Raw genomic sequence first — 14495 nt, 5'->3', positions numbered from 1 at the left:
CCGCACGCAAGCAGACACAGGAGACAGCAGATGAACCTGCGCAGCTCATGGGTGGCCGAGACCGGCCAGACCCGCGAGGACACCCGGCTGACCCAGCTGGGCGCGACCACCCCGGTCAACCCGCTCGAAGTGCGTTCCGGCATCCTGCCGGGGTCCTACGACGGCCTCTACCGGATGTCCGGCTTCTGGATGGAGGGCACCGGCGGCAGCATGAAGGCCACCGTCCACGAGGGCCGGGCCGTCATCGCGGCCGGCGCCACCCAGGGCGCCTACCCGGTCACCCTGCCGGAGCCCGCGACCCTCACCTTCGCCGACGGTGACGCGACCAACCCGCGCATCGACCTTGTCGTGCTCCGGATCTACGACTCGCTGTACGACAACTCCGGGCAGACCAAGGCCGCCCTGGAGATCGTCCAGGGCACCCCGGCCGCCACCCCGGCCGCGCCCGCCGCCCCGGCCATCGCGCTGCCGGTCTACCAGGTCAGGGTCCCCGCCGGGGCCAGCGCCGGCAAGGGCGGCCTGGACTGGACCACCGTCCTCACCGACCTGCGCACCCCGACCGTCGCGGTCGGCGGCATCCTGCCGGTGTACGGCGAGACCGGCAACGGCGCCTACCCGGGCCAGTACCGGGACTCCGGGGGCGCGCTGCAGCGCTGGGACGGGTCGGCGTGGGTGTCGTACCCGAGCGCGCTGGGCGGGATCGCCCCGGCCGGCGCCGTCACGACCGCGAGCTACACCGGGCAGTACCGGGACTCCTCCGGCGGGCTGCTGCAGCGCTGGAACGGGTCGGCCTGGGTGTCGTACCAGCCGGTGCCGAGCTGGACCGACTACACGCCGGTGTGGCGTGCGGAGACCGGTACAGCGCCGAGCATCGGCAACGGGACGCTGACCGGGTCGTACGTGAAGACGGGCACGGTCGTGCACGTGCGGATCTATCTGCTGATCGGCTCGACGACCAACCTCTCCGCCCAGGACGCCAACGCCAACTGGACGTTCTCGCTGCCGGTCGCGCCGGTCTCCACCGCGTGGAAGCTGGACGGGCGGGTGCTGACCACGGTCGCCTTCGACTCGTCGGCCCAGCTGTTCTACCAGGGCACCGGCCTGCTCGCGACGGTCAACGGCGGCGTCGTCCGCTCGCTGCGTGACGGCATCGCCGCGACCACCGCCATCTGGGACAAATCGGCACCCATGACCTGGGCCTCCGGCGACGTGCTGTCCGTCTACGGCACCTACGAGTCCGCTTCCTGACCACGGGGGTTCTCCCACCCTGAACGCCCGTGTCACCGCGGGCCGGGCATCCGCCTCCACCGTCTTCCGCCACGCGCCGGCCGCCGGGACGAGCTGCACGGTGACCGCGCTCCACCGGTCCGGCGACTCGGTCGTCACCTGCGCCGTCGACAACATCGCCACCCCCGCCGGCCCGGCCAACTTACCTACTCTGCAGAGGAGTTCACCATGCCCGTACGCTCCGGCTGGCTGTCCCCGGACGGCCAGACCCGCGAGGACACCCGACTCGTCTCGTTCGGCGCCCTCACCCCGACCTCGCCCGTGACCACCCGCTCCGGCGTCCTGCCCGGCTCGTCCGACGGCCAGACCCGCCTGTCCGGCTTCACCCTGACCGGCGTCACCGGCACCATGACGGCCACGGTCGGCCCCGGCCGGGCCGTCCTCCAGGGCACCGACGCCCGGGGCGCCTACCCGCTCGCGCTCACCGAGTCCCTCACCCTCGTCTTCGCCGACGGCGACGCCCAGTACGGCCGGATCGACCTGGTCGTGCTGCGGGTGTACGACGACCTGTACGACGGTCTGGGCCGCAACGAGGCCGTCGTCGAGATCGTCCAGGGCACCCCCGCCGCCACTCCGGCCACGCCCGCCGCACCGGGGCTGTCGCTGCCGCTGTACCAGGTCACCGTCCCGGCCGGCGCGGGCGCGGGTGCCGGCGCCATAGCCTGGACCAGCGCCGTCACCGGCCTGCGCACCGCCACCGTCGGCCTCGGCGGCATCCTGCCCGTCACCACCGACACCGCCGGCGGCGCTTACCCGGGCCAGTACCGCGACCTCGGCGGCCAGCTGCAGCGCTGGAGCGGCTCCGCCTGGACCAACTACCCGGTGCTGCCCACCTGGCAGGACTGGACGCCGAGCTGGACGACCGGCAGCGGCAGCGCCCTGCCCGCCTTCGGCAACGCCACGGTCAGCGGCCGGTACGTGAAGTTCGGCACCACCGTGCACATGACCTTCTCGATCGCGTTCGGCAGCACCACCACCTACGGCACCGGCGCGACGACCAGCGACAACTGGCGGTTCTCGCTGCCGGTCACGGCGGCCTCCGTGCAACCGCACCTCGGCTACGCCGAACTCGGCGTCTCCAACACCGTCCGCGCCACCGCCCGCCTGTACTGCGCCACCACCAGCACCTTCGAACTGCTCGTCATCTCCGGCCAGCCGAGCGCGGCCGCGCTCGCCAACACCGGTGCCGCGGACGCCCTGACGCCCTGGACCTGGGCCGCCGGCAACGTCATCAGGGGCGGCGCGACCTACGAGGCGGCCTCATGAGCACGACCGCCAACACCCCGTACCGGGCCATCTTCTGCGACCTGCTCACCGACCGCACCATCGACATCCTGCCGCTGCGCGACGTCACGGTCGACGACTACATCGGCAAGGCCGGTTCCCTGTCCGGCACGATCCCCGTCCCGAACGCGGAGATGGCCGCCCGGGTCCGCCGCATCGAGGAGGGCCGTACCGCGGTCTACCTCCAGCGCGGCACCGACCTGTGGTGGGGCGGGATCATCTGGACCAGCACCCTGCAGAGCGACGACCAGGGCATCCTCACCCTCGGCATCCAGGCGGCGACCTTCGAGTCGTACGCGGGACGCCGGGTGATCCGGGCGAAAGGCCCCACGTACGACCCCCTGTTCAAGCTGCCCTTCACCGACGCCGACCAGCTGGACATCGCCCGCCGCCTGTGGGACCACATGCAGACCCAGCTCGACGGCGGGAACATCCTCGTCACCCCCGGCACCGAGACCTCGCAGGTGCTTCGCACGATCACCTACCGGGACGGTGACGAGACCTCCTACCAGGACGCGCTGGACGCGCTGGCCGCCCTGGAGAACGGCTTCGAGTACCACATCACCGTCTACACCGACCCGGTCGCCGGGACCCGGGTGCGCCGGCTGGTGCTGGGCTCCCCGCGGATCGAGACCGGCTCCACGCCCCTGGTCCTGGACCGGCCCGGCACGATCCTGTCGTACTCCTTCCCGCGCGACGCCACCCGCGGCGGCACCACCGCCCGGGCCCGGGGCGCCTCCGTCAACGACGACCAGTCCACCGAGTCCCGGCCGCTGGCCTCCGACGTCGCCTCCGACGACCAGCTGATCGGAACCGGGACCGGACACGGCGGCTACCCGCGCATCGACCTCACCTCCGACCACAACGACGTCACCGACCAGAACACCCTGGACGCCCTCGCCCGCGCCGAACTGACCGCCGCCACCGGCGCGGTGGTGATCCCGGAGATCAGCATCCGGCTCGACGACCTGGTGCCGACCGCCCTGCTCGGCCGGACCGCGCGCATCCGGATCACCGACGAGTGGTTCACCGAGGGCCTGGACGCCAGCTACCGGATCATCGGCGTCAAGGTCAGCCCGGCCCAGCGCGGCCGTCCCGACACCGCCGATCTCTACCTGGAGGAGGCCGCCTGATGCCCCAGCTCCCCGAAGACATCATCGACCGGCTCACCCAGATGGAACGCCGGATCCAGCAGCTGTCCACCGCCGTCAACACCCGGCCGCCCCTCAGCACGGTCTCCGGCTCCCTCTCGGTCGGGCCGACCGACGGAACCACCGTCTTCCGGGTCGGCAGGTGGAACGGCGACGAGTACCAGATGGAACTCCGGCGCCAGACCGGCAGCCGGGCCCTGAGCATGTACAACGGCGACGGCACCGCCACCTCCGACCAGCCGCTGCGTGTCTACGACACCGACGAGCGCGAGATCCTCTCGGACGACATCGGCCACGGCGGCCTCGCCCGGCCCTGGCTCGCCATGCTGCCGCCCCAGGACTCCGACTACACCCGCTGGCCGCGGACCACGTCGACGTCCATGACGACGATCGCGACGTCCTACAACGTCGCCTGGCAGCCGAAGATGCGGCTCCTCATGAACACCCGCGTCACCTCCGGCTACACCGGCTCCGTCCAGGTGCTCGTCAACGGCGTCCAGTGGGGCACCGTCGTCAGCGCCAACACGGACTTCGACTACACGGGCCTGGTCAGTTCCGACTTCGGCGCGGTCTTCGGCGCCCTGCTCAAGGTCGAGGTCCAGGCCGCCGTCAGCGCCAGTGGCGGCACCGTCTACGTCAACCCCGTGCTGATGCACGGCCGCCAGACCTGAACCACCGCAGAGAAAGGAACCCCGCCCGCCATGGACATCGACACCAGCCAGCCCTGGGGCCTCGCCATCGACTTCGCCGGCCGCGCCACCCTCACCGAGGCCGGCCACACCGTCCACGTCAACGTCTCCGACACCAGCCTGAGCGACATCATCGGCCCGGACTCGATCACCGGCACGTACTCGCCCGTCAACATCACCGCCCAGTTCACCGAGAACGGCGCGAACAACTCGGTGCTGCGCGGCTACGGACGGGTCACCGTCCTGCCCGTCGGCACGGCCCCGGTGGTCCCCGACCAGACCGCCATCCAGCGCGCGGTGGCCGCGGCCCTCGCCAACTTCGAGGAGAACACCACGGCTTACAGCGCCCTGTGCGCGAAGTGGACACCCACCAGCACGGACCCGGGCACCGACACCCCGTAGACGCGTTCTTGGCGGCGCAGCCGCTTTTTTGGGCGCGGGGAACTGCGCGACCAGCCCCCACCACCCGCAGCCCGCAGCCCGCACACCACCCGAGCCGCCCACTCCGGCCCGGGTTTTTTCATGCCCACCACGCCCGAAAGGACCCGCCCATGGCCACACCCCTCTCCGCAGACGCCCTCCTGTCCGCCCTCAGAGCCGAAGGCGTCACCGTCGTCGAGCACGACGGCTGGCGCACCCACAACCGCGCCGGGCACGGCGCCTGGGGCCCGGTGAACGGCGTGATCATCCACCACACCGTCACCTCCGGCACCGGTACCTCCGTCAGCATGTGCTTCAACGGCCGCTCCGACCTGCCCGGCCCGCTCTGCCACGGCGTCATCGCCAAGGACGGCACGGTCCACCTGGTCGGCAACGGCCGCGCCAACCACGCGGGCAGCGGCGACGGCGACGTCCTGAACGCCGTCGTCGCCGAGAGCGCCTCGCTGCCGGCGCCGAACCAGAACGACACCGACGGCAACGTCCACTTCTACGGCTTCGAGTGCGTCAACCTCGGCGACGGCAAGGATCCCTGGCCCGACGTCCAGCTGGACGCCATGGTCCGGGCGTCGGCCGCGCTGTGCCGGGCGCACGGCTGGAGCGCACGGTCGGTGATCGGCCACAAGGAGTGGACGAACACCAAGATCGACCCGCGCGGTTTCGCGATGGCCGACTTCCGCAGCCGGGTCGCCGCCCGGCTGCAGACGAAGACCTCACCCAGCGCCCCCGCCTACCAGCCCTTCCCCGGTGCCGACTGGTTCAGGAAGAACCCGAAGTCCGCGATCGTCACCGCGATGGGCAGGCGGCTGGTCGCGAACGGCTGCTCCGCGTACGCCGACGGACCCGGCCCGCAGTGGACCGACGCCGACCGGGCGTCGTACGCGAAGTGGCAGCGCAGGCTCGGCTACACCGGCTCCTCGGCCGACGGCTGGCCGGGCGCGAAGTCCTGGGCGGCGCTGAAGGTCCCGTACAGCGGCTGAAAGGCCTTCCGAGAAACGAGGTTCACGATGTCAGAGGCCGCCAAGCGCACCCTCCGTACCGTCGTCCAGACCGCTGTCGGCCTGTGCGTCCTGCTGCCGGCGGTCGTCGACGCCGCCGGCATCCCGGACACCCTGCCCTGGGTCGCCGGAGCGCTGGCCGTCGCGGCCGGCGTCACCAGGGTCATGGCCGTGCCCGCCGTACAGGCGCTGCTGCCCGCGTGGCTGCGGACGGACACGCCGGCGAACGCCGACGCCGCGCTGCTGAGCCTGGCGAGGACGGAGCCGGACCAGGCAGGGGGGAATGCGTGAACGAACCCTCCGCACCTTCCTCGCTGTCCGATCCGACCGCCGTCGCCGTCGAGCTGGAGCGGTTGCGCGGGACCGTCGAGGCCGGGTTCGCCCGGGTCGACGGCTCGCTCGCGCTGCTGGTCCAGCGCAGCGACCAGACCGACAAGCAGCTCGCCGACCATGAGCAGCGGCTGGACGCCCTGGAGCGGACGCGGTGGCCGCTGGCGAGCATCGGCGCGCTGGCCGCCGTGGCAACGGTGGTCGTCACCGCCCTGGAGATCACCGCACGCTGACCCGACGCCGAAGGGCGGTCACCCCGTACGAAACGGGGTGACCGCCCTTCAGAACCAACTACTACTGGTTGTACGGACCGTAGTCGTAGTCCTCCAGCGGAACGGCCTGGCCGGAGCCCGTGCCGAACGGCGAGTAGTCGATGTCGTCGTAGCCGACGGCCGAGTACATCGCGGCCTTCGCCTCCTCGGTCGGCTCGACCCGGATGTTGCGGTAGCGGGACAGACCCGTACCGGCCGGGATGAGCTTACCGATGATGACGTTCTCCTTCAGACCGATGAGGCTGTCGGACTTGGCGTTGATCGCCGCGTCCGTCAGGACTCGGGTCGTCTCCTGGAAGGAGGCCGCGGACAGCCACGACTCCGTCGCCAGCGACGCCTTCGTGATACCCATCAGCTGCGGACGGCCGGAGGCCGGGTGACCGCCCTCCTGGACCACACGACGGTTCTCGTGCTCGAACTTCGAGCGCTCGACCAGCTCACCGGGCAGCAGCTCGGCGTCGCCGGACTCGATGATCGTCACGCGGCGCAGCATCTGCCGGATGATGATCTCGATGTGCTTGTCGTGGATCGACACACCCTGCGAGTTGTAGACCTTCTGGACCTCGCCGACCAGGTGGACCTGGACGGCACGCTGACCCAGGATGCGCAGCACGTCGTGCGGGTTGGTGGCACCCACGGTGAGCTTCTGGCCCACCTCGACGTGCTCGCCCTCGCTGACCAGGAGACGGGCACGCTTGGAGATGGGGTAGGCCATCTCGTCGCTGCCGTCGTCCGGGGTGACGACGATCTTCTTGGTCTTCTCGGTCTCCTCGATCCGCACGCGGCCCTGGGCCTCGGAGATCGGGGCGACACCCTTCGGGGTACGGGCCTCGAAGAGCTCGACGACACGCGGCAGACCCTGGGTGATGTCGTCACCGGCCACACCACCGGTGTGGAAGGTACGCATCGTCAGCTGGGTACCGGGCTCACCGATGGACTGGGCGGCGATGATGCCGACCGCCTCACCGATGTCGACCAGCTTGCCGGTGGCCAGCGAGCGGCCGTAGCACATGGCGCAGGTGCCGACGGCGGACTCGCAGGTCAGGACCGAGCGGGTCTTGACCTCGGAGACGCCACGGGCGACCAGCTCGTCGATGAGCACGTCACCGAGGTCGGTGTTGGCCGGGGCCAGCACCACGCCGTCGACGACGATGTCCTCGGCCAGCGCACGGGCGTACACGCTGGTCTCGACGTTGTCCGCCTTGCGCAGCACGCCGTCCGCGCCGACCTCCGCGATGTGCAGCTTGAGGCCGCGCTCGGTGCCGCAGTCCTCCTCGCGGATGATGACGTCCTGGGAGACGTCGACCAGACGACGGGTGAGGTAACCCGAGTCGGCGGTACGCAGAGCGGTGTCCGCCAGACCCTTACGGGCACCGTGCGTGGAGATGAAGTACTCCAGCACGGACAGGCCCTCACGGAACGACGCCTTGATCGGACGCGGGATCGTCTCGTTCTTCGCGTTCGACACCAGACCACGCATACCGGCGATCTGACGCATCTGCATCATGTTGCCTCGTGCACCCGAGTTCACCATCATGAAGATCGGGTTGGTCTTCGGGAAGTTGTCGTTCATCGCCTCGGCGACCTCGTTGGTCGCCTTGGTCCAGATCGCGATGAGCTCCTGCGTGCGCTCGTCCTTGGTGATCAGACCGCGCTCGTACTGCTTCTGGACCTTCTCGTCCTGCGCCTCGTAGCCCTTGACGATCTCCTTCTTCGCCTCGGGAACGACGACGTCGGAGATGGCAACGGTGACACCGGAACGGGTGGCCCAGTAGAAGCCGGCCGCCTTCAGGTTGTCGAGCGTCGCCGCCACGATGACCTTCGGGTAGCGCTCGGCGAGGTCGTTGACGATCTCGGAGAGCTGCTTCTTGCCGACCTCGTAGTCGACGAACGGGTAGTCCTCGGGCAGCAGCTCGTTGAAGAGCGCGCGGCCCAGGGTCGTACGCAGGCGGAAGCTGTCGCCCGTCTGGTACTCCGGCTCGCCCTCCTCGACGGCCGGCGGGGTCCAGCCGCGCGGCGGGATGGTGCCCACCGGGAAGCGGATGTCGACCTTCGACTGGAGCGAGAGCTCGCCCGCGTCGAACGCCATGATCGCCTCGGCCGCCGAGCCGAAGGACCGGCCCTCGCCCTTGACGTCCCGCATCTCGGAGTCGGTGGTGAGGAAGAACAGACCGAGGACCATGTCCTGGGTCGGCATCGTCACCGGCCGGCCGTCTGCGGGCTTGAGGATGTTGTTCGAGGACAGCATCAGGATGCGGGCCTCGGCCTGCGCCTCCGCGGACAGCGGCAGGTGCACGGCCATCTGGTCACCGTCGAAGTCCGCGTTGAACGCGGTGCACACGAGCGGGTGGATCTGGATGGCCTTGCCCTCGACCAGCTGCGGCTCGAAGGCCTGGATGCCGAGGCGGTGCAGGGTGGGCGCACGGTTCAGCAGCACCGGGTGCTCGGCGATGACCTCTTCGAGGACGTCGTACACGACGGTGCGGCCGCGCTCCACCATGCGCTTGGCGGACTTGATGTTCTGCGCGTGGTTCAGGTCGACCAGGCGCTTCATCACGAACGGCTTGAAGAGCTCCAGCGCCATGGCCTTGGGCAGACCGCACTGGTGCAGCTTCAGCTGCGGGCCGACGACGATGACGGAACGCGCCGAGTAGTCGACTCGCTTGCCGAGCAGGTTCTGACGGAAACGACCCTGCTTGCCCTTGAGCATGTCGCTCAGGGACTTCAGCGGGCGGTTACCGGGACCGGTGACCGGGCGACCACGACGACCGTTGTCGAAGAGGGCGTCCACGGCCTCCTGGAGCATGCGCTTCTCGTTGTTCACGATGATCTCGGGCGCGCCGAGGTCGAGAAGCCGCTTCAGGCGGTTGTTGCGGTTGATCACACGGCGGTACAGGTCGTTCAGGTCGGAGGTCGCGAAGCGGCCACCGTCCAGCTGCACCATCGGGCGGAGGTCCGGCGGGATGACCGGCACGCAGTCGAGCACCATGCCCTTGGGGCTGTTGCTGGTCTGCAGGAACGCGGAGACGACCTTCAGGCGCTTGAGCGCACGGGTCTTCTTCTGGCCCTTGCCGGTGCGGATGATCTCGCGGAGCTTCTCGGCCTCCTCGTCGAGGTCGAAGGACTCCAGGCGCTTCTGCAGCGCCGCGGCACCCATCGAACCGTCGAAGTACGTGCCGAAGCGGTCCCGCAGCTCGCGGTAGAGGAGCTCGTCGCCCTCCAGGTCCTGGACCTTGAGGTTCTTGAAGCGGGTCCAGACCTCGTCGAGACGGTCGATCTCGCGCTGCGAACGGTCGCGCAGCTGCTTCATCTCACGCTCGGCACCCTCGCGCACCTTGCGGCGCACGTCTGCCTTGGCGCCCTCGGCCTCCAGCTCGGCCAGGTCGCTTTCCAGCTTCTTGGCGCGGGCCTCCAGGTCGGCGTCCCGGCGGTTCTCGACCTGCTGGCGCTCCACGGAGACGTGCGCCTCCAGGGAGGGCAGGTCGCGGGTACGGCGCTCCTCGTCGACGAACGTGATCATGTACGCCGCGAAGTAGATGACCTTCTCGAGGTCCTTGGGCGCCAGGTCCAGCAGGTAGCCGAGGCGCGACGGGACACCCTTGAAGTACCAGATGTGCGTGACGGGCGCGGCCAGCTCGATGTGGCCCATCCGCTCACGGCGCACCTTGGCGCGGGTCACCTCGACGCCGCAGCGCTCACAGATGATGCCCTTGAAGCGGACGCGCTTGTACTTGCCGCAGTAGCACTCCCAGTCCCGGGTGGGGCCGAAGATCTTCTCGCAGAAGAGCCCGTCCTTTTCCGGCTTGAGCGTGCGGTAGTTGATCGTCTCGGGCTTCTTGACCTCGCCGTGGCTCCACTGACGGATGTCGTCAGCCGTGGCCAGGCCGATCCGGAGCTCATCGAAGAAGTTGACGTCGAGCACTATGCGTCAATCCCTCTCAGGGTTGTAAGTCTGTGGTCTGAAACGGGGGCCTGGGGGTCGGCGGGGCCCTGATTCCTCAGGGCCCGCCGGACTCCCGTCAGACCTCTTCGACGCTGCTCGGCTCGCGCCGGGACAGGTCGATGCCGAGCTCCTCCGCAGCGCGGAAGACGTCCTCGTCGGTGTCACGCATCTCGATGGACATACCGTCGCTGGACAGCACCTCCACGTTCAGGCAGAGCGACTGCATCTCCTTGATGAGGACCTTGAAGGACTCGGGGATGCCGGGCTCGGGGATGTTCTCGCCCTTGACGATGGCCTCGTAGACCTTCACGCGGCCGGTGACGTCGTCGGACTTGATGGTCAGCAGCTCCTGGAGGGCGTACGCGGCGCCGTAAGCCTCCAGCGCCCACACCTCCATCTCGCCGAACCGCTGGCCACCGAACTGGGCCTTACCACCCAGCGGCTGCTGGGTGATCATCGAGTACGGGCCGGTCGACCGGGCGTGCAGCTTGTCGTCGACCAGGTGGTGCAGCTTCAGGATGTACATGTAGCCGATGGAGATCGGGTCCGGGAACGGCTCACCCGAGCGGCCGTCGAACAGCCGCGCCTTGCCGGTCGGCTGCACCAGGCGGTCGCCGTCGCGGTTCGGGATGGTGTGCTGCAGCAGACCCGCCAGCTCGTCCTCGCGGGCACCGTCGAAGACCGGGGTCGCGACGTTGGTGCGCGGGGCGACCTGGTCGGCGCCGATGGCCTGGAGCCGCTGGGCCCAGTCGTCGGCGAGGCCGGAGACGTCCCAGCCGCGGCTGGCGAGCCAGCCGAGGTGGATCTCCAGGACCTGTCCCGGGTTCATTCGGGACGGCACACCCAGCGGGTTCAGGATGATGTCGACCGGGGTGCCGTCCTCCAGGAACGGCATGTCCTCGATCGGCAGGATCTTGGAGATGACACCCTTGTTGCCGTGCCGGCCGGCGAGCTTGTCACCGTCGGTGATCTTGCGCTTCTGCGCGACGTAGACGCGGACCAGCTGGTTCACGCCCGGCGGCAGCTCGTCGCCCTCCTCGCGGTCGAAGACGCGCACACCGATGACCTTGCCGGTCTCGCCGTGCGGCACCTTCAGCGAGGTGTCACGGACCTCACGGGCCTTCTCACCGAAGATCGCGCGCAGCAGGCGCTCCTCCGGCGTCAGCTCGGTCTCACCCTTCGGGGTGACCTTGCCGACCAGGATGTCACCGGCGATGACCTCGGCGCCGATGCGGATGATGCCGCGCTCGTCGAGGTCGGCGAGGACCTCCTCGGAGACGTTCGGGATGTCCCGGGTGATCTCCTCGGGGCCGAGCTTGGTGTCACGGGCGTCGACCTCGTGCTCCTCGATGTGGATCGAGGAGAGGACGTCGTCCTGCACGAGGCGCTGCGACAGGATGATCGCGTCCTCGTAGTTGTGACCCTCCCACGGCATGAACGCCACGAGCAGGTTCTTGCCGAGGGCCATCTCGCCGTTCTGGGTGGCGGGACCGTCGGCGAGGACCTGGCCCTCGACGACCCGGTCGCCCTCCAGGACGATGACCTTCTGGTTGACCGAGGTGCCCTGGTTGGACCGGGCGAACTTGGCCAGGCGGTAGGTGATGTACGTGCCGTCGTCGTTGGCGGTGGTGATGTAGTCCGCGGAGACCTCCTGGACCACACCGGCCTTCTCGGCCTTGACCACGTCGCCGGCGTCGACCGCGGAGCGGTACTCCATGCCGGTGCCGACGAGCGGGGACTCGCTCTTGATCAGGGGCACGGCCTGGCGCATCATGTTCGCGCCCATGAGGGCACGGTTGGCGTCGTCGTGCTCCAGGAACGGGATCATGGCGGTCGCGACCGACACCATCTGGCGCGGCGAGACGTCCATGTAGTCCACGTCGTCACCGGCGACGTAGTCGACCTCGCCGCCACGGCGGCGGACCAGGACGCGGGCCTCGGAGAAGCGCATGTCGTCGTTGAGGCCGGCGTTGGCCTGCGCGATGACGAAGCGGTCCTCCTCGTCGGCGGTCAGGTAGTCCACCTCGTCGGTGACCTGGCCGTCGACGACCTTGCGGTACGGGGTCTCGACGAAACCGAACGCGTTGACCCGGCCGTAGGAGGCGAGCGAGCCGATCAGGCCGATGTTCGGGCCTTCGGGGGTCTCGATCGGGCACATGCGGCCGTAGTGCGACGGGTGCACGTCACGGACCTCGAAGCCGGCCCGCTCACGGGAGAGACCACCCGGGCCAAGAGCCGACAGACGGCGCTTGTGGGTGAGACCCGACAGCGGGTTGTTCTGGTCCATGAACTGGGACAGCTGGCTGGTGCCGAAGAACTCCTTGATGGAGGCGACGACCGGCCGGATGTTGATCAGGGTCTGCGGCGTGATCGCCTCGACGTCCTGGGTGGTCATGCGCTCGCGGACGACGCGCTCCATACGGGCCAGGCCGGTACGGACCTGGTTCTGGATGAGCTCGCCGACGCTGCGCAGACGACGGTTGCCGAAGTGGTCGATGTCGTCGGTCTCGACGACGATCGTGCCACCGCTGTCACCGACCGTCTCGGTCTCGCCCGCGTGCAGCTTGACCAGGTACTTGATCGTCGAGATGACGTCCTCGACGGTCAGCACACCGGCGTCCAGCGGGGCGTCCGCGCCCAGCTTCTTGTTCACCTTGTAGCGGCCGACCTTGGCCAGGTCGTAACGCTTCGGGTTGAAGTACAGGTTCTCGAGCAGCGTCTGCGCGGCCTCGCGCGTGGGCGGCTCGCCCGGACGCAGCTTGCGGTAGATGTCGAGCAGCGCGTCGTCCTGGCCCTGGGTGTGGTCCTTCTCCAGGGTGGCGCGCATCGACTCGTACTCGCCGAACTCCTCGAGGATCTGCTCGGTGGTCCAGCCGAGCGCCTTCAGGAGGACGGTGACGGACTGCTTGCGCTTGCGGTCGATACGGACACCGACCATGTCGCGCTTGTCGATCTCCATCTCCAGCCAGGCACCCCGGGAGGGGATGATCTTGGCGGAGAAGATGTCCTTGTCGGACGTCTTGTCGATCGACGAGTCGAAGTAGACACCGGGCGAACGGACCAGCTGCGACACCACGACACGCTCGGTGCCGTTGATGACGAAGGTGCCCTTGTTCGTCATGAGCGGGAAGTCGCCCATGAAGACCGTCTGGGACTTGATCTCACCGGTCTCGTTGTTGGTGAACTCGGCCGTGACGAAGAGCGGGGCGGCGTACGTGAAGTCGCGCTCCTTGCATTCGTCGATGCTGTTCTTCGGCGGCTCGAAGCGGTGGTCGCGGAACGTCAGCGACATCGACCCGGAGAAGTCCTCGATCGGGGAGATCTCCTCGAAGATCTCCTCCAGACCGGACTTGGTGGGGACGTCCTGACCGGACTCCAGAGCCTCCTCGACCCGACTCTGCCAGGCGGTGTTGCCGAGCAGCCAGTCGAAGCTCTCGGTCTGCAGCGCGAGCAGGTTGGGAACCTCAAGAGGCTCCTTGATCTTTGCAAAGGAGATGCGCAGCGGGGCGGTGCTGGCGCCGTTGTTCATATTCGCGTTCGAGGCAGTGCGCGAGGCGGCCAAGAGGGGGTCCTTCCGAGGGCTCGGACTCACTACGCGCTCCCCGGTCCCTTCCCGGACACAGAGACAGAAACCCCAGTTCAGAGGAGGTTCGGTCGTCGGCATTCGGGTGAGGGCAGACCCCTGGTGACGGGCAGGGGAAGGCTAACAGGCAGCGCAAAGGGTCAGTGTAGCCACTTGGCACACTGATGTCCAGTCTCCATTTTCTGAGACCCTCTTCATCGTCAACGCCTGCGTCATGCCTGCCCTCAACGCACGTTGATACTGCCCTCTTCGTCGCCGATCCATGCCTCGGATTCGGACCGTTCTGGCGACGCGTCCTGAGAATTGCGCGCTGCGTGCGGTTCGTCAAGGCCCCCCTGCGCAAACCCGGTGCGCCCGGTGACACGACGAAGATCACCATACCTCCCGACGGCGCGGGTGCAAGGCAACCGTGGTCGGCCTTCCAGGAACGCCGAAGAGCGACCACCCGGATGGATGATCGCTCTTCGCGGTCTGCGCGTTACAGCCCCCGAGGGGGTGTTTCAGCACACAGAGGTCTTGG

At 68.8% G+C, this 14495-nt stretch carries 10 protein-coding genes; 8 read left to right on the top strand and 2 right to left on the bottom strand.

Features of this window, described 5'->3' with window-relative positions; translation table 11 throughout:
• The first annotated feature begins 30 nt into the window (after positions 1-30).
• The 8 genes from ACZ4UV_RS15355 to ACZ4UV_RS15320 all read left to right on the top strand — a co-directional run bounded on the left by ACZ4UV_RS15355 (position 31) and on the right by ACZ4UV_RS15320 (position 6410).
• The gene (locus ACZ4UV_RS15355) at positions 31-1248 is read left to right on the top strand and encodes a hypothetical protein (protein WP_451016359.1); all 1218 of its coding nucleotides are present in this window, start codon (positions 31-33) and stop codon (positions 1246-1248) included.
• A 207-nt stretch (positions 1249-1455) separates the two neighbouring features.
• On the top strand, positions 1456-2553 hold the full coding sequence (locus ACZ4UV_RS15350; protein ID WP_451016358.1) for a hypothetical protein: 1098 nt from the start codon (positions 1456-1458) through the stop codon (positions 2551-2553).
• On the top strand, positions 2550-3704 hold the full coding sequence (locus ACZ4UV_RS15345; protein ID WP_351487259.1) for a hypothetical protein: 1155 nt from the start codon (positions 2550-2552) through the stop codon (positions 3702-3704). Before ACZ4UV_RS15350 ends, ACZ4UV_RS15345 begins: the two co-directional genes overlap by 4 nt.
• Positions 3704-4393, top strand: coding sequence for a hypothetical protein (locus ACZ4UV_RS15340; protein ID WP_351487256.1), 690 nt, complete (start codon positions 3704-3706; stop codon positions 4391-4393). Before ACZ4UV_RS15345 ends, ACZ4UV_RS15340 begins: the two co-directional genes overlap by 1 nt.
• A 30-nt stretch (positions 4394-4423) precedes the next feature.
• Positions 4424-4813 carry an ATP-binding protein gene (locus tag ACZ4UV_RS15335; protein WP_451016357.1) on the top strand — a complete coding sequence of 130 codons (390 nt, stop codon included), beginning with the start codon at positions 4424-4426 and terminating at the stop codon, positions 4811-4813.
• 149 nt (positions 4814-4962) lie between these two features.
• On the top strand, positions 4963-5829 hold the full coding sequence (locus tag ACZ4UV_RS15330; RefSeq protein WP_467838289.1) for a peptidoglycan-binding protein: 867 nt from the start codon (positions 4963-4965) through the stop codon (positions 5827-5829).
• A gap of 27 nt (positions 5830-5856) precedes the next feature.
• A complete protein-coding gene (locus tag ACZ4UV_RS15325; RefSeq protein ID WP_451016356.1) occupies positions 5857-6138 on the top strand; it encodes a hypothetical protein in 282 nt (93 codons plus the stop codon).
• Complete coding sequence (locus tag ACZ4UV_RS15320; protein ID WP_351487246.1) at positions 6135-6410, top strand: hypothetical protein; 276 nt, start codon at positions 6135-6137, stop codon at positions 6408-6410. The genes ACZ4UV_RS15325 and ACZ4UV_RS15320 overlap by 4 nt, the downstream gene beginning before the upstream one ends.
• 61 nt (positions 6411-6471) lie before the next feature.
• Here ACZ4UV_RS15320 and ACZ4UV_RS15315 read toward each other — a convergent pair whose 3' ends face one another.
• Entirely contained in the window at positions 6472-10371 is a 3900-nt protein-coding gene (locus ACZ4UV_RS15315) for a DNA-directed RNA polymerase subunit beta' (RefSeq protein WP_451016355.1), read from the bottom strand.
• A 97-nt stretch (positions 10372-10468) separates the two neighbouring features.
• Entirely contained in the window at positions 10469-13954 is a 3486-nt protein-coding gene (gene rpoB / locus ACZ4UV_RS15310) for a DNA-directed RNA polymerase subunit beta (protein ID WP_351957568.1), read from the bottom strand.
• Between the last annotated feature and the right edge of the window lie 541 nt (positions 13955-14495).

The organism is Streptomyces sp. NPDC028289 (genome assembly GCF_055565975.1).
This window is presented reverse-complemented; position numbering and strand designations above follow the sequence as displayed.

What these genes read in the sequence shown, in the direction of transcription:
- ACZ4UV_RS15355 (WP_451016359.1), top strand. Translation starts at nt 31, where the DNA reads ATGAACCTGCGCAGCTCATGGGTGGCCGAGACCGGCCAGACCCGCGAG.
- ACZ4UV_RS15350 (WP_451016358.1), top strand. Translation starts at nt 1,456, where the DNA reads ATGCCCGTACGCTCCGGCTGGCTGTCCCCGGACGGCCAGACCCGCGAG.
- ACZ4UV_RS15345 (WP_351487259.1), top strand. Translation starts at nt 2,550, where the DNA reads ATGAGCACGACCGCCAACACCCCGTACCGGGCCATCTTCTGCGACCTG.
- ACZ4UV_RS15340 (WP_351487256.1), top strand. Translation starts at nt 3,704, where the DNA reads ATGCCCCAGCTCCCCGAAGACATCATCGACCGGCTCACCCAGATGGAA.
- ACZ4UV_RS15335 (WP_451016357.1), top strand. Translation starts at nt 4,424, where the DNA reads ATGGACATCGACACCAGCCAGCCCTGGGGCCTCGCCATCGACTTCGCC.
- ACZ4UV_RS15330 (WP_467838289.1), top strand. Translation starts at nt 4,963, where the DNA reads ATGGCCACACCCCTCTCCGCAGACGCCCTCCTGTCCGCCCTCAGAGCC.
- ACZ4UV_RS15325 (WP_451016356.1), top strand. Translation starts at nt 5,857, where the DNA reads ATGTCAGAGGCCGCCAAGCGCACCCTCCGTACCGTCGTCCAGACCGCT.